Source organism: Variovorax sp. KK3, from assembly GCF_001984055.1.
In the GTDB taxonomy this organism is placed as follows: Bacteria; Pseudomonadota; Gammaproteobacteria; order Burkholderiales; family Burkholderiaceae_C; genus Variovorax.
This window is the reverse complement of sequence record NZ_LYVO01000064.1, coordinates 19,111-43,298: the sequence shown is the minus strand read 5'-3', so window position 1 is coordinate 43,298 and position 24,188 is coordinate 19,111. Positions and strand designations below refer to the sequence as shown.

The 24,188-nt window shown below is 66.9% G+C and carries 19 protein-coding genes; 7 read left to right on the top strand and 12 right to left on the bottom strand.

Going from position 1 to position 24,188, the window contains the following annotated elements:
* Positions 1 to 326 precede the first annotated feature (326 nt).
* The 4 genes from B0W80_RS25105 (at position 327) to B0W80_RS25090 (ending at position 6,598) form a co-directional block, all read left to right on the top strand.
* Complete coding sequence (locus tag B0W80_RS25105; protein ID WP_077001878.1) at positions 327 to 2,018, top strand: type I secretion system permease/ATPase; 1,692 nt, start codon at positions 327 to 329, stop codon at positions 2,016 to 2,018.
* Positions 2,015 to 3,412 (top strand): HlyD family type I secretion periplasmic adaptor subunit, encoded by a 1,398-nt coding sequence (locus B0W80_RS25100; RefSeq protein ID WP_179107020.1) that lies wholly within the window; start codon positions 2,015 to 2,017, stop codon positions 3,410 to 3,412. The genes B0W80_RS25105 and B0W80_RS25100 overlap by 4 nt, the downstream gene beginning before the upstream one ends.
* 123 nt (positions 3,413 to 3,535) lie before the next feature.
* Positions 3,536 to 4,312, top strand: a complete 777-nt coding sequence (locus B0W80_RS25095) for a hypothetical protein (RefSeq protein WP_143684774.1) — start codon at positions 3,536 to 3,538, stop codon at positions 4,310 to 4,312.
* An 81-nt stretch (positions 4,313 to 4,393) separates the two neighbouring features.
* Positions 4,394 to 6,598, top strand: coding sequence for a hypothetical protein (locus B0W80_RS25090; RefSeq protein WP_143684773.1), 2,205 nt, complete (start codon positions 4,394 to 4,396; stop codon positions 6,596 to 6,598).
* A gap of 118 nt (positions 6,599 to 6,716) precedes the next feature.
* Here B0W80_RS25090 and B0W80_RS25085 read toward each other — a convergent pair whose 3' ends face one another.
* The 11 genes from B0W80_RS25085 to B0W80_RS25035 form a co-directional block, all read right to left on the bottom strand.
* Entirely contained in the window at positions 6,717 to 8,360 is a 1,644-nt protein-coding gene (locus tag B0W80_RS25085; RefSeq protein WP_077001875.1) for an AMP-binding protein, read from the bottom strand.
* A gap of 33 nt (positions 8,361 to 8,393) precedes the next feature.
* Positions 8,394 to 9,170, bottom strand: coding sequence for an enoyl-CoA hydratase (locus tag B0W80_RS25080; RefSeq protein ID WP_077001874.1), 777 nt, complete (start codon positions 9,168 to 9,170; stop codon positions 8,394 to 8,396).
* A 2-nt stretch (positions 9,171 to 9,172) separates the two neighbouring features.
* Positions 9,173 to 9,637: a MaoC/PaaZ C-terminal domain-containing protein gene (locus B0W80_RS25075; protein WP_143684772.1), complete on the bottom strand. Its 465-nt coding sequence runs from the start codon at positions 9,635 to 9,637 to the stop codon at positions 9,173 to 9,175.
* A 60-nt stretch (positions 9,638 to 9,697) separates the two neighbouring features.
* Complete coding sequence (locus B0W80_RS25070) at positions 9,698 to 10,891, bottom strand: CaiB/BaiF CoA-transferase family protein (RefSeq protein WP_077001873.1); 1,194 nt, start codon at positions 10,889 to 10,891, stop codon at positions 9,698 to 9,700.
* Between the two features lie 22 nt (positions 10,892 to 10,913).
* A complete protein-coding gene (locus tag B0W80_RS25065) occupies positions 10,914 to 12,065 on the bottom strand; it encodes an ABC transporter substrate-binding protein (protein WP_077001872.1) in 1,152 nt (383 codons plus the stop codon).
* 44 nt (positions 12,066 to 12,109) lie between these two features.
* Positions 12,110 to 12,868 carry an ABC transporter ATP-binding protein gene (locus tag B0W80_RS25060; protein WP_077001871.1) on the bottom strand — a complete coding sequence of 253 codons (759 nt, stop codon included), beginning with the start codon at positions 12,866 to 12,868 and terminating at the stop codon, positions 12,110 to 12,112.
* A complete protein-coding gene (locus B0W80_RS25055; protein WP_077001870.1) occupies positions 12,855 to 13,622 on the bottom strand; it encodes an ABC transporter ATP-binding protein in 768 nt (255 codons plus the stop codon). Before B0W80_RS25055 ends, B0W80_RS25060 begins: the two co-directional genes overlap by 14 nt.
* Entirely contained in the window at positions 13,619 to 14,644 is a 1,026-nt protein-coding gene (locus tag B0W80_RS25050) for a branched-chain amino acid ABC transporter permease (RefSeq protein ID WP_077001869.1), read from the bottom strand. The genes B0W80_RS25055 and B0W80_RS25050 overlap by 4 nt, the downstream gene beginning before the upstream one ends.
* The gene (locus B0W80_RS25045; protein WP_077001868.1) at positions 14,641 to 15,492 is read right to left on the bottom strand and encodes a branched-chain amino acid ABC transporter permease; all 852 of its coding nucleotides are present in this window, start codon (positions 15,490 to 15,492) and stop codon (positions 14,641 to 14,643) included. The genes B0W80_RS25050 and B0W80_RS25045 overlap by 4 nt, the downstream gene beginning before the upstream one ends.
* A 27-nt stretch (positions 15,493 to 15,519) precedes the next feature.
* The gene (locus B0W80_RS25040) at positions 15,520 to 16,572 is read right to left on the bottom strand and encodes a glycoside hydrolase family 88 protein (RefSeq protein WP_077001867.1); all 1,053 of its coding nucleotides are present in this window, start codon (positions 16,570 to 16,572) and stop codon (positions 15,520 to 15,522) included.
* 83 nt (positions 16,573 to 16,655) lie between these two features.
* Positions 16,656 to 20,138: an indolepyruvate ferredoxin oxidoreductase family protein gene (locus tag B0W80_RS25035; RefSeq protein ID WP_077001866.1), complete on the bottom strand. Its 3,483-nt coding sequence runs from the start codon at positions 20,136 to 20,138 to the stop codon at positions 16,656 to 16,658.
* Between the two features lie 255 nt (positions 20,139 to 20,393).
* Between B0W80_RS25035 and B0W80_RS25030 the strand changes: the two genes are divergently transcribed.
* Genes B0W80_RS25030 through B0W80_RS25020 form a run of 3 tightly spaced genes read left to right on the top strand, consistent with a single transcriptional unit; the run spans position 20,394 to position 23,441 of the window.
* Positions 20,394 to 21,551: a CaiB/BaiF CoA-transferase family protein gene (locus B0W80_RS25030; RefSeq protein WP_143684776.1), complete on the top strand. Its 1,158-nt coding sequence runs from the start codon at positions 20,394 to 20,396 to the stop codon at positions 21,549 to 21,551.
* A 35-nt stretch (positions 21,552 to 21,586) separates the two neighbouring features.
* A complete protein-coding gene (locus B0W80_RS25025; RefSeq protein ID WP_077001864.1) occupies positions 21,587 to 22,717 on the top strand; it encodes an acyl-CoA dehydrogenase family protein in 1,131 nt (376 codons plus the stop codon).
* 58 nt (positions 22,718 to 22,775) lie between these two features.
* Positions 22,776 to 23,441, top strand: coding sequence for a TetR/AcrR family transcriptional regulator (locus B0W80_RS25020; RefSeq protein ID WP_179107019.1), 666 nt, complete (start codon positions 22,776 to 22,778; stop codon positions 23,439 to 23,441).
* 354 nt (positions 23,442 to 23,795) lie between these two features.
* On the opposite strand, the gene B0W80_RS25015 is transcribed toward B0W80_RS25020, so the two are convergent.
* On the bottom strand, positions 23,796 to 24,173 hold the full coding sequence (locus B0W80_RS25015) for a VOC family protein (RefSeq protein WP_077001863.1): 378 nt from the start codon (positions 24,171 to 24,173) through the stop codon (positions 23,796 to 23,798).
* Positions 24,174 to 24,188: the final 15 nt, after the last annotated feature.

Sequence of the window (24,188 nt, the reverse complement as noted above, 5' to 3'; positions counted from 1 at the left end):
CGGGGCGGGCGACGGTGACGGGGGATCATCTGGCGGGATATGTGGGAGGGTCAACGCCGACCGGCTGATGCGCTGAAATCTGAACTTTGCTCGCGACGGGCACCGAATGAGCAAGGCACAAAGTAGATTCGCCAGCTTTTGTTTCGGGAGACGTCGTTTGAGTTTAGGTATTCGAGGAGCATTCGCTTGACTCACGCCGCATTCATGCACGTGCGCGCGTTTTCGCTTCGAGCCTTTTTGTGGTGAACGGCTTGCATTGCGAAAGTAGAGGCGAACCGCAACGCATCCTCGCATGGCCTTCAACCCTCGAATGGAGCGTTGCTTTCTTGGGCGGCACCATTGTTCACCTGCTGCTCCTGATCCCCACCTTGGTCACGCTGCAGGTTTACGACCGCGTGCTTTCGAGTCGAAGCACCGCGACTTTGCTCATGCTGCTTGCCGCGGCCGCGCTGTCGCTTGTGGCGTGGTGGGTGGTCGATACCGCCCGCGTCCGATGGCATTCAGCGCGCGCGGCGGGGCTGGAGTCGCAACTCACGCGTGCATTGATGCCATTGACGCTTTATGGCCCGTCCTTCGCGGCGGGCACGGTCTCGACGCAACTTTGGCGGGATGTCGGCACGCTTCGCGCGTTCGTGGGCGGGCCTTCGTTGCTCGCATTGATCGACTTGCCTTGGTGCGCAATCTATCTGTTTGTCCTCGCGGCCTTTCATCCGCTGTTGGGCGCGGTGGCCCTCGCGGGCATGGTGGTTCTGATCGGGCTCGCCTGGCTGACCGAGTGGCGACTGCGGGGCGCGGTCGGATCGGCCGAACAAGCCCACTTTCAGGCGCAACGCGTGAGCGGCGAGGTCGCTTCGTTCACCGACGTGTTGCAAGCACACGGTCAACAGCGGCAAGTCGGCAGCGCGCTCATCGCGATCAAGGACGATGCATCCATGGCACGAATGGCCGTCGAACTGCCGAGCCACGGCCTGAAAGGAATAGGCAAGCTGGCTCGGCAAGTGCTGCAGATCGCGATGCTTGCGACGGGCGCGTGGCTGGTGATGCGGGGGCAGGCCACAGGCGGGGTCATGATCGCAGGCAGCATCCTGCTGGGCAAGGCCCTCGCGCCGCTGGAGACGCTGATCGGGGGCTGGAATCAGCAACTTGAGGCGCGTGATGCGCTAGCACGACTGCGGCACGCCCTGCTGTCCCAAGCCCACGCGGTGAGCCAACTGCCCGAGACCATCTTGCCGCCGAGCAGAGGTGAACTGAGCGTTGGTCATCTGGGCGTCTGGTCTTCGGCGGGCAACGCGGCGATCCTGCATAACGTCAACTTCGCCCTGCCGGCCGGAAGCATGCTCGCGGTGCTCGGTCCCAGCGGCAGCGGCAAGAGCACGCTGGCGCGTGTGCTGGCGGGTATTCAGGCCCCGACCCAGGGCGAGGTTGCGCTCGACCGCGCTGCGCTGTCTCAGTACGGGCCGCAGGCGCGGGGACGGGCGACCGGATTTCTTCCGCAGGATGTCTTGCTGCATTCCGGAACCGTAGCCCACAACATTGCGAGGCTATGGCGACCGGCGGAGACGCTCACGCCAGAGCAAAGCGATGCGGTGGTGCTTGCGGCTCAGCGCGCGGGTGCGCATGAACTGATCGTCGCCTTGCCGAAGGGTTACGACACGCCGATAGGCCAGGAGCCCGGAGCGCATGTTCTCTCGGGCGGGCAACGCCAGCGCGTGGCCTTGGCGCGCGCGATCTATGCGGCGCCGGGCGCGGAGGAGCCAAGCCTCGTGGTGCTGGACGAACCCAACAGCCAGCTCGATGCAAAAGGCGAGTTGGCGCTGGAGGGTTGCCTGCGCGGCCTTCGCGAGCGCTCCCGTACCGTGGTCGTCATCACGCACCGCCCACGTCTGATCAGCCTCGCAAGCCATGTGCTGGTGCTAAGGGAAGGAGCCGTCGAACAGTTCGGGCCGACCGAGCATGTCCGGCAATGGATGGTGAAGCGCAACCAGACCATGATGGCCAACCGGGCGGCCCAGGAATGATCCATCTCGACCAGCCAGCCGCCAACGATTCCACCGCCATCCAGGCACCCCTTTGGCATCAGGAAACGCGCCGCGCCTTGCGTGCCGGCATTTGCGGCACCGTGCTCGGCGCGGCGGCCCTCGGCGTGTGGGCCGCACTGGCGCCGCTCGCCGCCGCCGTCGTCGCGGAAGGTACCGTGAAGTCGGAAGGCCATCGCAAGACGGTGCTGCACGCCGAAGGCGGCATCGTCGCAGCGATCCATGTGAAGGATGGCGAGCGAGTGAAACAGGGGCAGGTACTCGTCACGCTGGCCGACGTACGCGTCGCTGCCGGTGCGCAAGCCCTGCGTGAGCAATGGGTGGTGCAGATGTTGAAGGGGCAGCGCCTGAACGCCGAAACGCGCGGGGTGCCGTTCATGCCGGATCTCGGCGCGCTCGGTCGCGACGATCGCGTGAGCACGAGCGAAACGGGCGAACGCGTCCAGACCGCGGCCCTCGCACGGCGTGAGCAGGAAGTGTTTGCTGCGCGTGCCCGCCAGCAGACCGAGCAGAAGAAATGGTTAAGTGAACAGCTCTTGCAGATTCAGGGCGAGGCCAGGACGCAAACTGAACTGACTGGCATCATCGAAGCCGCTCTCAAGCTTGCGCAACAAGACCTCGCCATGAACGAAAGGCTCAAGGCCGATGGCTTCATCAGCGTGGCACGCTTGGCTGAACTGCAAAGGGTTGTCGCCGACTATCGCGCTCGCATGCAGGCTGCGCAGAGCCAGCTCTCGCAAGCCCGGCAGAAGGAAGCCGAAACGCGGCTGAAGCTTGCGGCGCAGAGCAATGAGTTCGCTCGCGCAGCGGCCGACGAGTTGAAGGAAAACACAGCGCAACTGGCCCAGATCGACCAAGCCATGCGCCCAGCCCTCGACGCGCAGACACGGCAGCAATTGGTGGCTCCGGTCGACGGCGAAGTGGTAGGCATGAAGGTGAACACGGTCGGCGCCGCCATCGGCCCGCGCGAACCGGTCTTGGACATCGTGCCGACCAACGCCGAGCTGCTCATCGAAGCGCGCATCGTGCCCGGCGACATCCGGGACGCGCAGAAAGCCATGGCGCAAGGCGCGCTGGCGCACGTCGTGCTGCCCGCCTATCGCGCGCGCTCGACGCCCCAGGTGGATGGGCGCGTCATATACGTCGGGGCCGACCGGCAGATCGATCCTCAACTGCCCAACGCGCCCTACTACGTGGCGCACATCAGCGTGAGCCCGGAGGCGCTGCGCACGGCCAGCACACTGGCTGGTCAATCGCTGGTGCTCTCACCCGGCATGCAGGCGGAGGTGTTCATTCCGACTGCCGAACGGAGCGCGTGGCGCTATTTGTTCGATCCGGTGTTGGATGGAATTCGGCGTAGCTTGAGAGAGCGGTAAAGCTTCAGTTCGATATTTTGTCCCGTCCTGACGTCTACTTTCAATATGAAGGGAAAAGCATGAAATGAATCAGTCGCGACGGTTAGTTTTTAGGGCAGATGGATCGCCGTTAGGAAAAAAATGATGGAGCAATTAAGAATGGAGCGATGTAGAGGCAGGCTACTCCTGTTTAGCTTTGCAGCAGGCCTTGCTGCATGCACGACGGCGCAAGTTCCGCACGAAAGATCTTCGTTCGGCGTGTCTGGAACGGCGCCTATCCCGCTGACGCCGCAGCCTGATGGCTCGCCGTTGCCGCCGCGCGATGCACGCGCAGCGGATCGTTGGCCGTCTGAGTTCAAGCGCTTCATCGATGAGGCGATTGAACTCTTCAAGCCTGGCAGCCGGGAGCCGACTCTGCAGGAGTTCGAGGCGAAGCTCGGGATCAAAGTCTTGCCCAGTGACTGGAAGAAAAAGGACGACGACAGCCGTATGCAGGTTTACCGCGTTGAAGCTCCATGGATCTACCGTCCTGAGCCAACGGACCCGCCTTTCTGGGCTCAGCTGAACACCTTGACCGAGCTACAGCGTCCGTCCCCCGGAAGTTCGACAGCTGGGCAAAGGATCTACAGGCTCGCGTTCAAGATGGACCCGAGCATGGTCCCTTGCATCGATGCATACGACCTCGCGATCTACACCGGTGCGAACTTCAGCAACAGCGACGCGAGTCCTCATCAGTCGCCGAGACCCATTTGGTCCGAGGCCTATGAGTGGGGAATGTTCAAGCGCGGTCACACCGGGCGCTACACGTCGAACAAGCGATTCAGCCTTACCGTGAGCGTCGCCAACTCTGGCGACTCTCCACCGCGCGGCGCAACGTGCGTCGCCACCTTTGGCATCAGTGCCAACTTCATTCCCAACTAGCCAGCTATGCCACAAATTAGCAGTTCCGTTTTCGATGGCATCCGACAGCAAGCCAATGCCGCTCTTTTGAGTCGCACACTGATGCTGCTCAACAACCAAGCCCTCACCCAACTCGATGATTTGCGCGACGACCTGGTCTCGGGGCAAATTCGGATTCGACTGGCAGGGCCCGGAGACAACATGCCGAGTAGTGCAAGCGCCATCTACGTTGCACCACCCGATTCACAGTCAGGCTTGCCCGGGTACTTGGTTCTGCGCCCCGAGAATCTGGGGCGCTCGAGCGACGCCGCTGTACTGTCGCTCATTGACGATCTGAATCATGAGGGTCGGCATCACAGCAACCTGATAACCCGAGAGCAGCTAGACGAGTCGCTGCGGAGTGGAAACGGCTTGGCCAAGGATCGCGGAGATGCCTACGTCCGAGGCTGGTTGGACGACGAGACTGCATCTCGCTTGGATAGCTACGAGCTACGGAAGCAAATCATGGCTCTCCCAGGAAGCGACTACAAAGGGTCGAATACTGCGGCCCTGGAATCCAATCCGCTTTATCGACGGTTCACCGAGCTTTCCAAAGAGGCGGATGCGTTGGGCCTGAGCGGGCAGGTACGCACGCAGCATCTCATCGAAAACAGCAGAGTCGAGATGGGGGCTTACAGCGACCACCTGTATAGAGACTGGGCGGCCACATATGCGACGCAGGCCACCAAAATGAATCCGAAGGAGGCCGCCGCCTATCTGGTGCACGCCAAAAACACCTTCCATAGTGAAGGCTACTCCATTGAAAGCCAGACCTACGACGACGGATCGAGCCATGTCTGGATTCGGCACGAGGGAGGCCGCGTGACGGAGTACATCTACGACCACAGCGCTTATCGTTCCTCGCGCATCGACACGATGGCAAATGGTGATCAGACTCGAACCGACTACTATGCAAGCGACGAAATTTGCCGCATCGCCGACACCGACGGGGCGCACGACAACCCTGACTATTCAACGCGCATACAAGCATTCGACGCGCATGGCCGACCCGATTCACTCGCCGTCTGGGAAGACGACGGCGCCTATACCGGCTACGACTACGACCAGGCCAACGAACGCGGCGACAGCATCTGGACGATTCATCGCGACAGCCAGGGCCGCACCGACTGGATCGCGATCTACGAAGACGACGGCGGCTACACCGGCAAGGACTATGACCAGAACAACGAACGCGGCGACAGCATCTGGTCGATTCGCCTCGACAAGTTCGGGCGCAAGGACTGGAACGAGGTCGTGCAGGACGATGGGGGCCGCGACTGGATCGACTATGACCAGGGCAACGCGCGCAACGACAGCGGCTGGGCTCAGCACTTCGACGCGGGTGGGCGCATCGACTGGCAAGACATCTCCTTCGATGACGGTGGTCGCAAATGGGTGGACCACGACCAGAGCAACGTGCGCGTCGACAGCGTCTGGACCGAGTACTTCGATGCCTCGGGGCGCATCGATTGGAGAGACATCTCGCTCGACGACGGTGGCCGCAACTGGACCGACTTCGACCAGGCGAATGCACGTGTCGACAGCACTTGGGCCCAACGCTTCGACGCCTCGGGGCGTCTCGACTGGGAGAACATCTTCTACGACGACGGCCGTCGTGTGCTCGTGGATGTCGATCAAGCAAACGCGACGGCGTTGAGCAGCACTCGCCATCTCTATGACGCGTCGGGCCGGGAAGACAGCTTCGCGGATTTCTACGACGACGGCTCTCGACTGGAGGTCGACCTGGATGAGACGGGAGCCAACTCGTGGAGCAGCTGGCACCACGCCTTCGACCAGTGGGGACGCCTATCTTGCTCCAACGAGTTCAACGACGACGGCAGGCGCTTCGAACTCGATTACGACGAAGCGGGCGCCAACCCGTGGAGCAGTTGCCAGACCATGTTCGACGCCAATGCACGGCGAGACTATTCCACCCGCTTCTTCGACGACGGTACCCGGCTGTTCGTCGACTATGACCACTATGGTCTCAACAGCCACAAGTTGACCGCGTTCGATGCCCTCGGCCGTGTTTCCTATGTCGGTCAGCAATTGCCGAGCGGGGTTGTCGCACATGGCGGCGGCACCTGGAATCCGAACTATGGCGCTGGTCTCAATGCCACTTTGGTCCTCGGAAACGGAGGCTATTCGCCGCCGAGCCCGCCCAGCACGCTCTTGCCATCGTTCGCACCCAATCAGCCGCACAACGACGTGGAGACATTCCCCGTTCCCTGGCACGACATCGAGGCGCACCCTCTTCCGCCCTTGTAGACGGGAGTGCGGCCGCTGCCAGCCTTCGAAACTGGCTGCATCGACGATGGACCGACTATGGGGTCGCCTGATGGGCGTCAGTGATGGCGATGCAGGTCGCCGGCGGTCAAGTGGCGGCTCAAGAACGCCCCGCCGCCAACTCCCGCAGATCGACCCTATGCGCCTTCCGATCCCACGTCGCCGCCTGCACCCCAAGTTCGCGCAGCGCCGCCTTGCGGACCTTGTTCGTCGGCGTGCGGGGCAGTTCGCCCAGCGTGTCGATGTACCGCGGCACCATGAAGTGCGGTAGTTTGCGCGCCAGGTGCGCGAGCAGGATGGCCGCGTCGAAATCCGTCGAAGGCACGACGACCAGCAGCACGTCGTCGTCGCTCGCGAATTCCGAGGCGACACCGATGGCCGCGCATTCGCGCACCGACGGGTGCTGCATCGCCGCGACTTCGATCTCGTAGGACGAGATGTTCTCGGCGCGGCGGCGGATGCGGTCGCCGAGGCGGTCGACGAAGTGGTAGCAGCCCTCGTCGTCCTTCCACGCCAGGTCGCCGGTGTGGAACCACAGGTTGCGCCAGGCTTTCTGCGTGGCCTCGGGCATGCCGAAGTAGCCCTGCATCAAGGTCCATGGCCGGCGGCCGCGCACGACGAGTTCGCCGGCGGTGCCGGTGGGCACGGGCAGGTCGGTGTCGGGGTCGACGAGCGCGACTTCGTATTCGTCGGAGATCAAGCGGCCGCAGCCGGGGCGCAGCGGCTCGTCGAGCGAGTTCCACAGCGGGATGTTGACCTCGGTCATGCCCCACACCTCGAGGCCGCGCATGCCGAAGCGGCGTTCGAAGTCGGCGGCGATATGCCACGGAAAGGGCGAGGTCGCGAGCCGGCGCAGCGGGTTGTCGGCATCGTCGGGCCGCTCCGGCGTGGCGTGGATCATCTCGAGCATCGGGCCATGGCCGATCGACACGGTGGCGCCGCAGGCGCGGATGCGCGGCAGCCAGTCGGCGGCGCTGAAGGCCCGGTCGATGCACACCTGCGCGCCGGCAATGAGCGCGGCGTAGATCGCCACGTAGCGCGGCGACATGTGGAAGAGCGGGTGGAAGATGTAGTAGACGTCGTCCTCGCGCAACTGCAGCTGGCGTGCGCTTTCGAGCGACACCAGGTAGGTCTGCGCGTGCGGCAGCATCACGCCCTTGGCGGGCCCCGAGGTGCCGGAGGTGAAGATGATCGAGGCCAGGTCTTGCGCGCGGGCTCCGGGTGGCTGCCAGCCGGGGGACGGCGTGGTCGGCGCGGGCAGCGGCGCGAGCTGCAGCCGCGTGAAGCTGACCGCGGCCGTCGATGATGCGACCGACGTATCGGCCTCGTCGTCGAAATGCAGCACGCGTTCGAGCATCGGCACGGTCGCCTCGCTCTCCGCCAGCAGCCCGAGGTGCCGCGCGCCGATCAGCATCAGGCGCGCCTGCGCGGTGTTGATCGCATGCTCCAGCGGGCGTCCGCGGTAGGCCGTGTTGATGGTGACGTCGGTCGCGCCGAGCAGGTTGAGCGCGAACCAGCAGCGCAGGGTGGTCAGGCAGTTGCCGCCCATGACCACGACGCGGTCGCCGGGCTCGACGCCTTCGCGCTGCAGGGCCTCGGCCAGCGCAAGCACCTGCGACTGCAGCGTGCGGTAGGTCAACGGCGGGCCGCCCACCATGCGGACGAACGGCGCATCGCCCGATGCTTCGACGCGCTGCGCGAGCGCGTCACCCAGGGTCCATCTCTCGAAGGGAAGGTCGAGCATCGTTCCTTGTCGCGGCGCTTCGCGGAAGTGAGGTCAGCGGTGTTTGTACACCGGCTTTCGCTTGGCCGCGAAGGCGACGGCTCCCTCCTTGTGGTCTTCCAGCGCGAAGGTGGTGTGGGCCAGGCGCCGCTCGAAGCGCACGCCTTCGGCCAGCGGCACTTCGAACGAGCGGTTCACCGCTTCCTTGGTCATGTAGATGATGGGGCGCGACAGCTCGGCGATCTGCGTCGCGACCCGCAGCGCCTCGTCCACCAGGCTGCCGGCCGGCACGATGCGGCTCACGAGGCCGCAGCGCTCGGCCTCGGCGGCGTCCATCATGCGGCCGGTGAGGCACATCTCCATGGCCTTCGACTTGCCGATCGAGCGCGACAGTCGCTGGGTACCGCCGGCGCCCGGCATCACGCCCACTTTCACTTCAGGCTGCCCGAAGCGCGCCGCTTCCGAGCAGAGGATGAAGTCGCACATCATCGCCAGCTCGCAGCCGCCGCCCAAGGCGAGGCCGTTCACCGCCGCGATGATGGGCTTGCGGCAGCGCGTGGCTTCTTCCCAATTTCGGGTGATGAAGTCTTCCAGCAGCGCATCGGCATAGCCCTTGTCGGCCATCTCCTTGATGTCCGCGCCGGCGGCGAAGGCGCGGCCGGTGCCGGTGAGCACCATGCAGCCGATGTCGCTGTCGGCCTCGCAGCTGCGGATGTGGGCGGTGAGCTCGTCCATCACGCGGGTGCTCAGCGCGTTGAGTGCATCGGGGCGGTTCAGCGTGATCAGGCCTACCGGGCCGCGCTTCTCCAGGATGACGACGGGTTCCGGCATGCTCAGGTCTCCCGGCTTTCGAGTTCGACGAAGCGCAGGATGTGCTCGCCGGCCAGCACCACCTCGTCGTGCTGGTTGGTCACCTTGAGCGTGGCGTAGGCGCGGTCACGCTCGATCTCGATGCGGGCGATCTCGTAGTGGATGCGGATGGTGTCGCCGAAGAAGACCGGCTTGACGAAGCGCAGCCGGTCGTAGCCGCCGGAGACGCCGTCGACGCGGTACTTGATGCCGAACATCGCGGCCGCCGCCGAGGTGAAGCCGACGACCAGCGCGCCCTGCGCGATGCGGGTGCCGAAGCGCGAGCCCTTCATGTAGCGCTCGTTGATGTGGTTGGGGGAGAAGTCGCCGCAGATGCCGGCGAAGAGGTAGACGTCCGATTCCGAGATGGTCTTCTCGATGGCGATCTTGTCTCCGATCTTCAGGTCGCGGATGGTGGCGCGCGGGCCGGTGTCGAAGTCGACGAACATGGGGGTCTCCGGGTGGTTGGTTGAATGGAGTGGATGCGTGTGCGCGTGCGTGCGTTCCGCTCAGGCGATGACGCGGTCGCGGCGCAGGCGCTCGATGTCGGCCGCGGTGTAGCCCAGCTCGCCCAGCACCTCCGCGTTGTGCTGCCCGTGCAGCGGCGCGCCGCGGTTGGCGATCTTCGGCGCGCTCGACAGGTGCAGCGGGTTGCCCACGGTGCGCACCGTGCCGTGCACCGGATGCTCGAACTCGATCATCATGCCGTTGGTGCCGATCTGCTCCTGCGCGATGGCCTGGTCGAGCGTCAGCACCGGCGCGCACAGCACGTCTTCGCGGTCGAGGCGCTCCAGGCATTCGGCCGTGGTGAAGCGTGCGAAGGCCGGCGCCAGCAGTTCGAAGATGGCGCTGCGGTTCGGCCCCCACGAGGCCTTGTCCGCGTACTCGGGCCGCGCGGAAAGATCCTCGATGTCGAGCGCGCGGCACAGGTCGCCCAGCGGGTTGGGTCGGAACACGCCCACCAACGTGACGGCGCCATCGCGCGTCGGGAAGATGCCGATGAGGTTCTGCGTGACCCAGTTGACCGGCTTGCCGCGCAGCGTCTGCTGCGTGACCTCCTGCTGCTGCATGGCGAGCAGCACGTCGAGCAGGCAGACGTCGATGCGTTGGCCGAGCCCGGTGCGCTCGCGCTGGTAGAGCGCCATCAGGATGCCTTGCGCGATGATCATGCCGGAGGTGAAGTCGCCGAGCGCAGTCGGAAAGAGCTGGGGCACGCCGTTCGCGTCGGGGTTGCGCGAGGCGATGCCTGACAGCGACTGCGCCAGGAAGTCCTGGCCGCCCTTGTGGGCGAGCGGGCCGCTCGGGCCGAAGCCCGAGCCCGAGGCATAGATGAGGCGCGGATGGCGCGCATGCAGCTCGTCGAAACCCAGCCCCAGCCGCTCGGCCACGCCGGGGCGGAAGTTGTGCACCAGCACGTCGGCGCGCTCGAGCAGCTGGCGGATGATCTCGCGCCCGGCCGTCGAACCCATGTCCAGGGCCATGCCGCGCTTGTTGCGGTTCAGGCTCAGGAAATAGGCGCTCTGGCCCTCGACCTCGGTGATGTAGGGGTCGGTGGTGCGCGAGATGTCGCCGTCGCCCGGCCGCTCGATCTTGACGATCTCGGCACCGAAGTCGCCGAGCACCTGCGTGGCGCAGGGCCCGAACTGGACCTGGGTGAGATCGAGGATGCGAACGCCGTGCAGCGGAAGGGTTTCGTCTGCCATCGTCAATGCCTTGCTTCTTCTCTTACTTGGGGTCCAGGTTCTTGAACTTGCCGTCGCGCACGGTCACGTAGAACAGCGTTTCCTTGGTCCAGCTGTCGTGGTCGGTGGCCGAGAACTTGATCGGCGCGGCCGCGTAGCCCTTGATGGGGCCCATGGTCTCGACCTTGTCGCGCAGGCTCGGCCCGTCGGTGGCGCCGGCCTTGAGCGCCTGCACCACGGTGGCCATGGCGTTGGCGCCGAGCAGCGCGCCGAAGCCGGCCACGCCGCCCTTGTTCTTGAGCAGGTCGAAGAGTTCGGTGAGCGGGCCTGCTTCGTCGGGGTTGACGAGCGCGGGTGCGATCAGGTTCTCGGCCGCCTTGCCGCCGTTCTTGATGATCTGCTTCTGCACGATGCCGGCCATGCCGTACACCGGCACGTCGAGGCCCACTTCCTGCAGCTTGCGCAGCAGCGCGCCGGCGGAACCGGTGGTCGAGGTGGCCAGGAACACGGCATCGGGCTTGCCGTTGCGGATGCGGGTGGCTTGCGCGGTGAGGTCGGTGGCCGCCTTGGGCGCCGAGGCGTGCTCGACGATCTCGACCTGGCCGTTCTTCTTGGCAACCTCGATCATCATGGCCGAGGCCTGCTGGCCGTAGGCGTCTTCTTCCGAGAAGATGGCGAGGCGCTTGCGCTTGTCGGCCACGATGCGGTCGAAGCTGGCCGGCAGGTCGGTGCTGATCGGCACCGACATGCGGAACATCCACTTCGAGAAGGCTTCCTTCGGATCGGTGACCGACTGCGTGCCCACCATCGGGAACACCGGCACCTTCGACCGCATCGCGAGGTCGGCGAAGGCCAGCGTTTCCGATCCGGTGGTGGCGCCGATGATGGCGATCACCTTGTCGTCGAGGATCACCTGGTTGGCCAGCCGCGCCGCCTCGGTCGGGTTGGTCTTGGTGTCCTTGACGATCAGCTCGATCTTGCGCCCGTTGATGCCGCCGGCCGCATTGGTGCGCTCGGTCACGGCCTCGATGGCGGCGCGCTCGTCGGCGCCGTAGGCCGCGGCGGGCCCCGACAGCGCCAGCAGCAGGCCGACGCGGAAGGGCTCGCCCTGGGCGGCGGCGTGGAGCGGCACGCCGCAAAGGCCGATCGCGAGTGCGGCGGCGAGGGTCAGTCTTCTGCCGGAACGGTGGTCCATGGTTTGTCTCCTTCGGTTGGATAGGGTCAGCAGGGTCAACACGGTCAGTGGGAAAGCGCGGCGGACGGCTTCCGCTGCAGATAGAGCCCGGCGATGCGCTCGCGGTCGGCCAGCGCGGCCCGCGGGCCCGAGTGCACGATCTGGCCGCCCACCAGCACCACGAAGCGATCGGCAACCGCTTCGACGAGGTACTGGTTCTGCTCGACAAGCAGGATCGGCAGGCCGCGTGCGCGCAGGTTGCGCAACACCTCGGCCAGCTCGTCGACGATGATCGGTGCGAGGCCCTGGGTCGGCTCGTCGAGCAGCAGCACGCGCGGGCTGCAGGCCATGCACTTGGCGATGGCCAGCATCTGCTGCTGCCCACCGCTCAGCGCGCCCGCGGCGTCGCCCCAGCGCGTGCGCAGGAAGGGGAAGAGCGCGAGCGCGTCGTCCAGCGCCTTCTCGCGCTTCGCGCGGTCGGACAACAAGGCGCCGAGGCGCAGGTTGTCGGCGACGGTCAGCGAGGGGAAGAGCCCGCGGTTGTCGGGCACGGTCGTCAGACCGATACCGACCCGGCGCCAGGCCGGCAGGCCGTCGATGCGCCGGCCGTCGAGCGTGATCGCGCCGCTGCCCGCTACTGTGCCGTTGAGCGCGCCGATCAGGCTGGTCTTGCCGGCGCCATTGGGGCCGATCAGCGCGACCAGCTCGCCGGGCGCGACCCGCAGGCTGACCGGGCGGCAGGCGGTGAGGTTGCCGTAGCGCGCCGAGACGTCGTCGACGACGAGGCCGCCTTGCGGCGAATGGTGGGCTTCAGGCTGCGACACGTTGTCCTCCCAGGTAGGCGGTGACGACTTCGGGATCGTTGACGACCGCTTGCGGCGGCCCGGCGGCCACCACCTCGCCGCGCACCAGCGCAAGCATGTGGTCGCTGAGTTCGGCGACGAAGCCGACGTTGTGTTCCACCAGCAGGACGCCGACCTGTCGCTCGGCGGCCTTGCGGATGGCGCGCGCCAGCAGGTGCCGGTCGTGCTCGTCGACGCCGGCGGCCGGCTCGTCGAGCAGCAGGTACTGCGGCTCGCTGGCGATGGCGCGGGCCACTTCGAGCAGGCGCAGGCGGCCCAGAGAGAGCGCGCCCGATCGCTGGTGCGGGTTCGGCGTCAGCTCGAACTGCGCGATCAATGCCTCGGCCTTCTCGCGCAGCCCGGCGTCGAGCCGGCGCCGGGCGCCCGTCGAGACGAAGCTGCCGGCCAGCGTCGGCTTGTTGCGCGAGTAGAAGCCGAGCATCACCGCGTCGAGCACGCTCGAGTCGAGGTCCAGCCGCGGTGTCTGGAAGGTGCGCGAGATGCCCAGCTGGATGCGCCTGTCGAGCGGCAGCGTGGAGATGTCGCGTCCGTCGATGCGCACCGAGCCCTGCTGCGGCCGCGCGACGCCCGTGAGGCAGTTGAAGAGCGTTGTCTTGCCCGCGCCGTTCGGGCCCACGAGGCCGGTGATGCGGCCCCGTTCGACCTTCACGCTCACGTTGGTGAGCACCTTCAGGCCGCCGAAGGCGATGCTGGTGTCGATGGCGTCGAGGCTCATTGCACGACTCCGGCGGTGGGCGCGACGTGCGCGGTATTGCCGGCGCCGCCCGCCGGCGGACGCGCCGCGGGTGCGTTGCGGGCGCGCAGCCAGGACAGCGGCCGCAGGCTCAGCAGGCCGTCGGGCGAGAAGAGCAGCACCAGCACCAGCAGCGTGCCGAAGAACATGCCCTGGCTCTCGGTGCCGGGCAGCAGGTCGCTGGCCATCGTGAAGAACACGGCGCCGACGATCGGGCCGAGCACCGACTTGCGGCCGCCCAGCACCACCATGAAGAGCACGTTGGCCGACATCGCGATCGACATCGAATCGGGCGCCACGTAGCCGATGGTGTGCGCGTAGAACCAGCCGCCCAGGCCGGCCACGCCCGCGGTGATCGAGAACATCATCGCCAGGTCGAAGGGCACGCTCACGCCCATCGCCTGTGCCAGCAGGTGGTCGGTGCGGATCGCGTTGAGCGCGCGGCCGCGCAGGCTCGACATATAGTTGACGTAGCCGATCACGATCAGCAGCACCAGCGTCCACACCGCGAAGTGCGATCCGATGCGCGAATTGCCGATGAAGGGCAGCGTCGGGATGCCGTTGATGCCGATGAAGCTGCCCGTGAAGTCGCCGCCGCGCTGCAACGCGACTTCGACCACCGTGCCGATCGACAGCGTCACCAGCGCCAGCGAGAGCTCGGGCAGCCGCAGGATCGGCTTGGAGATCACGAACGCGACCAGCGCCGGCAGCAGCACCGCGGGCAGCAGCGACAGCATCGGCGGCACGCCGTAGCGCGTGCTGAGGATCGCGGTGGTGTAGCCGCCGATGGCCGCGAACGCGCCCTGCGCCAGCGACACCGTGCCGCCTTGGCCGTAGAGCATGCCCAGCGGCAGCGCCAGCAGCGCATAGATGCCGATGGTGGTGGAGGTGGTGTACACCGAGCCGCGGAACTGGCCGCACAGGGTGGCGACGATGAAGCAGGCGATCAGCACGCCGGCCGTGCTGCCCCACTTCTGCGCGAAGCCGTTGTGGTGCTGCGTCATGGCCGCGCTCCCGAGAAGGCCGCGCTCGGCAGGCGCCCCGAGGCGAGGATGATGATGATCAGCGCCGCCGGCACCGCATGCGCCCAGCCGCTGGGCAGGTAGGTCTGGCTCAGCGATTCGGCCAGGCCGACGAACAGGCCGCCGAAGAAGGCCGGCAGCGGCCCGCGCTTGCCCAGCACCACCGCGCTGCTGAAGGCGATGGTGGTGAAGGTGAAGGCGCTCGCATAGGTCATGCCGATCGACATGGCCGCCAGCACCCCGCCGACGCCGGCGATGCCCGCGCACAGCACGAAGGTCAGGAACTGCGTGCGCTTGACCGGAATGCCGACCAGCGAGGCGCCCTTCGACGAGATCGCGCAGGCCCGCATGCGCAAGCCGGCCGGCGACCACTTGAGCACCACGCTGAGCGCGAGCATCAGCACCACGCTCAGGGCAAGGTTGAAGACGCCCTGCACGCTGAGCACGGCTCCGCCGAGCCGCAGGTTGCCGTTCATGCGGTCGACGAACTGGTTGTCGGTGCCGACCACGACCAGGATCGCCGATTCGACCGCCAGCATGAAGGCGAAGGTCGCGAGCACGATCGGCATCGCATCCTTCATGAGGCGAAGCGCGTGGAAGCCCAGGAACACCGAGCCTGTGACGCAACCGAGCGCGAGCGCCGCGGCGAGGCCGAGCACCGGCCCCCAGGGCAGGCCGAAGGCGGCCACGATGACGCCGGCCACCACGGCATAGGCGCCGATGGACACGTCGATCACGTCGGTCGTGACCCAGATGACGCTCATCGGCACGGCGAAGAGCGCGTAGATGGCACCGAGGAAGATGCCGTTGAGGAGGATCTCGAGGATCATGCTGCGTTCCGGTCGATGCGGTGCGCGTCAGGCCAGGTGGTGGCGCAACTCGGCCGCCGCCTGGATGAAGAAGCCCTGGCCGTAGAGCGTGGTGGCGAAGGGCACGCCCGGGCCGCCGGGCGGCACCTGCACGCCGGGGATGGCGCCGTCGGGCTCGATCGAGCCGGCGACGATGTGCAGTGCGCGCTGCGCCTTCTCGATGTAGGAGGCGTCGAGCCAGCCCTGGTTGACGGCCTTGGCCGCGCTGTACGCGAACATCACGGTGCCGGACGCTTCGAACTTGGCGTTCTCGTCGTCCAGGATGTTGTGGAAGAAGCCGCAGCGGTCCTGATGGGCCGCGATGGCGACGAAGGCGCGCTGCGCCACGTCCTTGAACCTGGCGGCGGCCGCATGGTCGACGCCGATCTGTTCGATGGTGTCGACCAGCGCGCAGGTCAGCCAGCCGTTGCCGCGGCACCAGAAGGTGGATTGCAGATACGAGTTGGGCGTCTCGCGCCAGGCATGGCGGGCGAGGTGCAGCTCGGGATCGACAAGGTGGCGCACATACACGTCGATCTGCTTGATCGCTTCGTCGACCAGCGCAGGCTTCTTCTCGATGCGGCCCAGCCGCGCGAGGAAGGGGCACATCATGTAGATGAAGTCGATCCACAGCTCGGGGCCCTCCTTGCGCACCCAGAAGCCGCCGTTGCGCGTGCGTGGCCCGGCCAGCAGGGCCTCGGCTTGGCGCCTGGCCGCATCGAGAAAGCGGGCCTCGCCGTCGCGCTCGTAGTAGGCGAGCACGTTGAATCCGAGCGCGGTCGAGAGCGAGGCGGTGGGTGTGAACACGGCCGCATGGCCGTTGGCAAGCTCGATGCGTTCGTCGTAGCCCAGGAAGCCGCGCGAGGATTGCACGTCGACCATGCGCTCGACCCAGCGACGCGCCTCGACGACGGCGGCGTTGTCCTTGTCCTTGTCCTTGTCGTTCCACATCAGGATGCCGGTGATGGCGGGCGATTTTTCCCAGACATCGCGTTCGTAGGGGTGGGCGAGCGCGTAGTCGGTCACGCTCTGCACGGCGGCTTCGAGGTCGAGTTTCTGCATGCTTGTCTCCTTGGGGTTCGAATGACGAAGAAGGTGGTCGGTCGGCGCTTCGGGCGGCCTGTCAGGAGGCCATCACGAGGCCATCAAGCGGCCTTGGGCAGCCCCTCGGCCTGCCACTGTTGCCACAGCGATTCCCGGCGCTTGCGGGTCGTGTCGACGTGCCGCTCGCGCACGTGGCCGTAGCCGCGGATGTGCTCCGGCAGTTCGGCGATGGCGACGGCGCTGTCGAGGCGCTGCGCGTCGAGGCCTTCGAGCAGGCGCCCGATGTCGGCTTCGTACTCGGCGATGTCGCGCAGCGCGTGGCGGCGCTCGTCGTTGCCGCGGAAGGGGTCGAGCACGGTGTTGCGCAGGCCGCGCAGCCTGGCCAGCCAGCCCATGGCGGTCAGCGCCCAGGGGCCGATCTCGCGCTTGCGCGGCAGGCCGGTGTTCGGGTCGCGCGTGGCGAAGGGCCAGGCGCCGATGTTGAAGTGCAGGCGGAAGTCGCCCTCGAACGTGGCGGCCAGCGTGTCGCGGAACTCGGGGGAGGCGTAGAGGCGCGCGACTTCGAACTCGTCCTTGTAGGCCAGCAGTTTGTAGTAGTAGCGCGCCACGGAGCGCGTCAGGCGGTCGCCGCCCGGCAACGATTGCGCGGCCTGGTCGACGCGATCGACCAGCGTGCGGTAACGGGCCGCATAGGCGCGGTTCTGGTACTTGACGAGTTCCGCCTCGCGGTGCGAGACGAGTTCGGGCGTCGTCTTCGGCTTGCGCGACGGCACGAAGTTCACGACGCTGCTCGGGCGCGCCTGCGCATCGACCGCCTGCAGGTCGACCGCGGCGCGGCGGCCCCACAGAAAGCTTTTCTCGGTCGCTTCCACGCTCACGCCGTTGAGGGCGATGGCGCGCTGCATCGCGGCCAGCGTCACGGGCAGCCAGCCGCGTTGCCAGGCGTAGCCGAGCAGGAACATGTTGGCCGCGATGGCGTCGCCCATCAGCGCCGTGGCCAGCCGCGTGGCGGGCAGGCCGCTGGCCTGGCCGCCGGTCGCGTGGGCGATGCGGGCGACCAGTTCGTCCGGCGAGACCTGCCAGTCAGGATCGCGTGCGAAGGCGCTGGTCGGCGACACCTCGGTGTTGACTGCGACGTGCGTGCGGCCCGGCACCATCTTCGACACGGCGTCGGTGCTCGCGCTGACGATCAGGTCGCAGCCCACGATCAGGTCGGCCTCGCCGCTGGCCAGGCGGGCGGTCTTGATCTTCGACGCGTCGGGCGCGATGCGCACGTGCGACATCACGGCGCCGTACTTCTGCGCGAGGCCGGTCATGTCGAGCGCGCTGGCGGCGTGGCCGTCGAGGTGCGCGGCCATCGCGACGACCGCGCCGAGCGTGATCACGCCCGTGCCGCCGATGCCGGTGACGAGGATCGCGTAGCCTTCGTCGATCGATGGCAGCGTGGGCTCGGGCAATGCGCCGAAGCCGGACTCGTCGCTCTTCTGCGCGGCGCGCGTGCGCAGCTTGCCGCCATGCACGGTCACGAAGCTGGGGCAGAAGCCCTCGACACAGGAGTAGTCCTTGTTGCAGGTCGACTGGTTGATCTTGCGCTTGCGGCCGAACTCGGTTTCGAGCGGCTCGATCGACAGGCAGCCGCTCTTCTCGCTACAGTCGCCGCAGCCTTCGCAGACGGCGGGGTTGATGAAGGTGCGCTTGTCGGGGTCGGAATGACGGCCGCGCTTGCGCAGGCGCCGGCGTTCGGTGGCGCAGACCTGGTCGTAGAGCAGCACCGACACGTCGGCGTAGTCGCGCAGCTCGCGCTGCACGGCGTCGAGTTCGCGGCGGTGGCGCACCGGCACGCCGGGCGGCAGCTTCATCGACGGATCGTCGTAGCGCGTCGGGTCGTCGGCGACGACGACGATGCGCTTCACGCCTTCGGCCGCGAGTTCGTTGACCATCTGCACGGTGCTGAGCTCGCCGTCGATCGGCTGGCCGCCGGTCATCGACACGAAGCCGTTGACCAGCAGCTTGTAGGTGATCGGCACGTGCGCCGCCACGGCCTGGCGAATCGCCAGGAAGCCCGAGTGGAAGTAGGTGCCGTCGCCCATGTTGGCGAAGATGTGCTTCTCGTCGGTGAAGGGCGCCTGGCCCACCCACATCGCGCCTTCGGCACCCATCTGTCCGACGGTGCCGTAGGGGTCGCGGCCCGTCAGCAGCACCATGCCGTGGCATCCGATGCCGGCGAAGGCGCGGCTGCCGTCGGGCAGCTGGGTCGAGGTGTTGTGCGGGCAGCCCGAGCAGAAGGTGGCGGCGCGCGCCACCGAAGGCAGTGTCGCGCTCTCCGGATTGGAGGGCGCCTCGAAGGGCAGGCCGAGCACGCGCGCGATGCGCTGCGCGATCACCGGCGGCGCGAGCTCGCCGACCGAAGAGAACACCGCGTCGCCGCGATCGGCCGACCATTCGTTGTGGCCGTCGTACTTGCCGACGATGCGCGGCTTGTGGGCGAGCGGGGCGTCGTAGAGGATCGACTTGAGCTGGTGCTCCAGCAGCGGCCGCTTCTCTTCGATGACGATCAGCGTCTCCAGGCCATCGGCGAGGCGTTCGACCACTTGCGGGTCGAGCGGCCAGACCAGGCCGACCTTGAGCACGCGCAGGCCGGCGGCGCCCGCGGCCTCGTCGCTTGCGAAGCCGAGGCTGCGCAGCGCCTGCCGCACGTCCGCGAAGGCCTTGCCGGCCGAGACGATGCCGACGCGCGCGCTCGGATGGTCGCAGACGATGCGATCGATGCCGTTGGCGCGCGCATAGGCTTGCGCGGCATGCAGCTTGTGTTCGTAGAGCCGCTGCTCCTGCACTTGCGGCGAGATGTCGTTGCCGCGGATGTTGACACCGTCCGGCGGGAAGATCGCTTCGGGGACGATCACCCGAGGCAGCTCGTCGCCGACGTTCACGCTGCCGGAGCTTTCGACGACGTCGGTCACCACCTTCATGCCGATCCAGCAGCCGGAGTGGCGGCTCATCGCGATGCCGTGCAGGCCGAAGTCGAGGATGTCCTGTACGTTCGACGGGTAGAGCACCGGAATGCCGCTCGCCATCAATGCGTAGTCGGACTGGTGCGCCGTGGTCGACGACTTGGCCGCATGGTCGTCGCCGGCAATCGCCAGCACGCCGCCGAAGCGCGACGTGCCTGCGCTGTTGGCATGCTTGAAGGCATCGCCGCTGCGGTCCACGCCCGGGCCCTTGCCGTACCAGATGCCGAACACGCCGTCGTAGCGCGCGCCCGGCACGCTGCCCACGTATTGCGATCCCCACACGGCCGTCGCGGCGAGGTCTTCGTTCACGCCGGGCTGGAAGTGGATGTGGTGCTTCTTCAGCAGTGCCGACTGCGACCACAGCTCCTGGTCGTAGCGGCCCAGCGGCGAGCCGCGGTAGCCGGAAATGAAGCCGGCGGTGCGCACGCCGTTTCGCTCGTCGCGCCGCTGCTGGTCCATCGGCAGGCGCACCAGCGCCTGTGTGCCCGACATGAAAACCTGCCCGTTGCGCTGCAGGTACTTGTCATCGAGTTCGACTTGCAGAAGGGCCTCTGCAGGTGTGCGTGCGTTCATCCAGTCTCCGTAGCGAGTGCCGTTTCGGCTTGCACAAATCGGCTTCGACACTTCATACTATCCAGCCGGTATGTGATTGACGGCGATGGTACAGCCGTGATCGCGACAGGTGCAAGACGGTGACGTACGGGTTGTCCCTTGGATTGCCCGCAAGGCGTCACCAATGCGACCGCGCAAGCCCATGGCGAGCGCGCGCATCGAGCGCATCGGCCTTCGCATGACCGTCGATTCACAACGAAAGGAGACGTGTTGACTGTGTCGAATCAATCGAATCAATCGAAACCGCTCGACGGCGTGCGCGTCATCGACATGACGCGCCTGGCGCCGGGGCCCTATGGAACGATGCTGCTCGCCGACCTCGGTGCCGAAGTCATCGTGGTCGGTGGCGGCCGCGCGGGGCCGCCGGTGTCGAGCTTCTCGCGCGGCAAGAAGTTCATCTCGCTCGATCTCAAGTCGGAGCAGGGGCAACTGGCGCTCGTGCGTCTGTGCGAAGGCGCCGACGTCTTCATCGAAGGCTTTCGCCCCGGCGTCGCGAGTCGCCTGGGCGCGGGCTACGAAGCGCTGTCGGCGAGCAACCCGCGCCTGGTCTATTGCTCGCTGACCGGCTACGGCCAAACGGGGCCGCGCGCGCAGGAGGCAGGCCACGACATCAACTACCTCGGCTACACCGGCGTGCTCGGCTCGATGGGTCCGATCGGCGGGCCGCCGCAGATTCCGCTCAACGCGATCGCCGACATGGCGGGCGGCGGCATGCTTGCCGTGATCGGCATCCTGGCCGCTTTGCAGGAGCGCCAGCGCACGGGCCTCGGGCAGCAGGTCGACGCCGCCATGATCGACGGCTGCCTGTCGCTGATCGCCATGCACTTCCCCGCGTGGCAGACCCCGGCCATGCCGGCGCGCGGCGACGGCTGGCTGGCCGGTGCCGCGCCCAACTACCGTTGCTACCGATGCGCCGACGGCGGCTACATGGCGGTCGGCTCGCTCGAACCGCAGTTCTTCTCCGCCCTGTGGCGAACGCTGGAACTCGGCGAGCCGCCCGATGCGATGAGCCACAGCGCCTGGCCCGCCATCGAACGCACGCTCGAAGCGACCTTCCTGACCCTGCCGCGCGACGCGTGGACAGCCCGCTTCGAAGGCGTCGATGCCTGCGTCACGCCGGTGCTCGCGCCCGACGAGGTGTGGCGCGACCGCCAGGTGCGCACGCGCGTCGATCCGCAGCGCCCACAGGAAGTGCCCGCGATACCGCGCTTCAGTCGCTCAGCCATCTCGCCTGCGTCCGTGGACCTGCAGGACCACAGCGTGGCGGTGCTCTCGTCGATCGGCCTCACCGCCGCCGACATCGACAAGGCCAGCCCCCCGTCGCAGCGGGGCGTGCAGGACGGCCTCGCATGGCCACCGCGATTCACCGATTGACCCCAGCCGCACACCGCCAACAGGAGACAAACGACATGCGCTCATCCGAACGTTCGAGCTATCAGGAGTTCAGGAACAGCCTGCGCCGCTTCGCGCTGGACAAGGTCGCGCCGCACGCAGCGGCCGTGGACAAGGAGTCTCGGCCGCCGGTCGAAGCGATCGACGCCGCGCTCGCGCTGGGACTGCCCGGCCTGCCGTTCCCCGAACGCCTGGGCGGCTCCGACGGAGATCTCTTCTCGCAAGTGATCACCACCGAAGAACTCGCGCGCGTCTGCGCCGCGACCTCGCTGACCATCACCAGCGGCTGGGTGCTCGAAGGCGTGGTGCATCACGGCTCGCGCGAACTGCAGGAAGCGGTGATCCGCCCCGTCGCGACCGGCCGCCTCCGCGCCGCCTGGGGCCTGACCGAACCGCAGGGCGGCTCGAACCTGATGGGCGCGCGCACGCAGGCCACGCGCAGTGGCGACGGCTGGCTGCTGCGCGGCACCAAGCGCTTCATCACCAATGCAGGATGGGCCGACTGGTACCTGATCTTCGCGAGCACCGGACCGAAGACCTTCGGCATCTTCATGGTCCACCGCGACGACCCCGGCATCCGCTTCGGAAAGCTCGAGGACAAGATGGGCATGCGCGGCAGCCCCACGGCCGACGTGATCCTCGACGACTGCCGCATTCCGGCCGGGCGCGAGGTCGGCGACCCCGAGCGCGGCGCCGAGTACATCGTCGAGATGCTCCACAACTCACGGCTGACCATCGCAGCGCACGCGCTCGGCATCGCGCAGGGCGGCCTCGACGAGGCGCTCCACTACACTCGCTCGCGCGAACAGTTCGGGCAGGCCATCGCCAAGTTCCAACTGCTGCGCGGCATGGTGGCGGACATGGTGCTCAAGGTCGAGGCGGCGCGTTCGGTGCTCTACCAGGCGGTCGACCATCGCATGCACGGCCACGCCGATGCGCGCAAGTACGCGTCACTGGCCAAGGTGCTGTGCAGCGACGCGGCCATGGCGGTGACGACGGACGCCGTTCAGTTGCACGGAGGCTACGGCTTCTTGAGGGACTATCCGGTCGAGCGGATGATGAGGGATGCGAAAGTGACGCAAATCTGGGAAGGCACCAACCAGATCCAGCGGCTGTTGATCGCCAAGGAGGCTTATGCGGCTCAATGAGACAAACAAGACGAAGCGCAGTACGCCGGTCGCTGGCAAGAAGAAGAGCGCGCCACCCGTGCGAAGCACGCGCCCGCGCGGCGCCGCGGCATCGGCTGCACGCAAGTCGGCTTCGACCGAGGAAGCGTCCGCACCGGTCCACAGCACCGCCCGCATCATCGAAGCCGCGGTGCAGCTCTTCGCGACGCACGGCTATGCCAGCAGCACGCTCGAAGAAGTGGCGGCCAAGGCCGGCTTCACCAAGGGCGCGGTGTACTACTACTTCAAGAGCAAGGAACGGCTGTTGCTGGACGTGGTCGCCGCGATCGAGCAGCGCTCCATCGACGCCACCATCGAGGCCGTGCGCCGCGACGGCGGCACGCCCAGCGCGCAGCTCGTGAACTTCGTGCGCCACCAGACGCGCTGGGCGGCCAAGCATCCAAAGGACCTGGCCATCGTCGTGCTGCTGTCCATCGAGACGGCCAACACCAAGTCGAAGGTGCGCACGCGCATGCTGGGCATGTACGCCAAGATCTCCAGCCTGCTCGAGGAGATCATCGACGCCGGCAAGGCAGCGGGCGAGTTCTGCCTCGACCAGGAGACGAAAGACACCGCCCTATACCTGCAGGCCGTGCACGACGGCAACATGATGATCTGGTACCGCAGCGGTACCGACCCGGAGATCGGCAGGAAGCTCACGCGGGCAACCTACAGTGGCTTCCTGCACGCGGTCAAGGACGAGTAGCGCTGTCTTCCGAAATACGACCCTACTGCCTCGCTGCGGCGAAGTCCACGGTGGCGATGTACGAAGCCCCACTCACCAGCACGTGAGCCCGCTATCTACACTGGATTCACCACCCATTTCTCTTGGAGTGCCACTACAGCGTGGTGGTCGGCGAAATCGCCCGCGTCGGCTTCCGTCAGTGCGACCTCAGTCTCACGGATCGCCTCGGCTTCCAAGTACGACCGGCTACGTCGCGGTGCATCGGCCAGGTGTTCGCGGCAATCCTCGGCCTTGTCTTCAGTTCGAATCGTCACAGCATTACGTATGGAGCAGGGCGATCGAGTGTATGCAGTCTGCGCTGGGCTGGCGCCGGGCTCAGGGCCGCTCCGCCGCATCGAAATCCAGCTCCACCTTCGCACCGTTCGGATCGTGGCAGAACAGCTGCCACGTGCCGGCCCCGGCCTGCTGGCGCAGGTCGTACTTGATCCCGCTCGCGTCGAAGCGGGCCTTCACGGATTTCAGGTCGCGTGCGGTGAAGGCCATGTGGTCGATCACGCCGGTGCGCTGCGCCGGCACCGGGCGGCCGAAGTAGAGGTGCACCAGTGCCTGCGGCCCGTCGCCGTACAGCCAGGCGCCGGCAAAGCCGAGGTCCGGCCGCGGGCCGACGCGCAGTCCCAGCAGGCCGGTGTAGAAGTCCAGCGTCTGGCGCTCGTCCTCCGCGGTCACGGTGAAGTGGTTCATGCCGACGATCATGCGATGGCTCCTTGT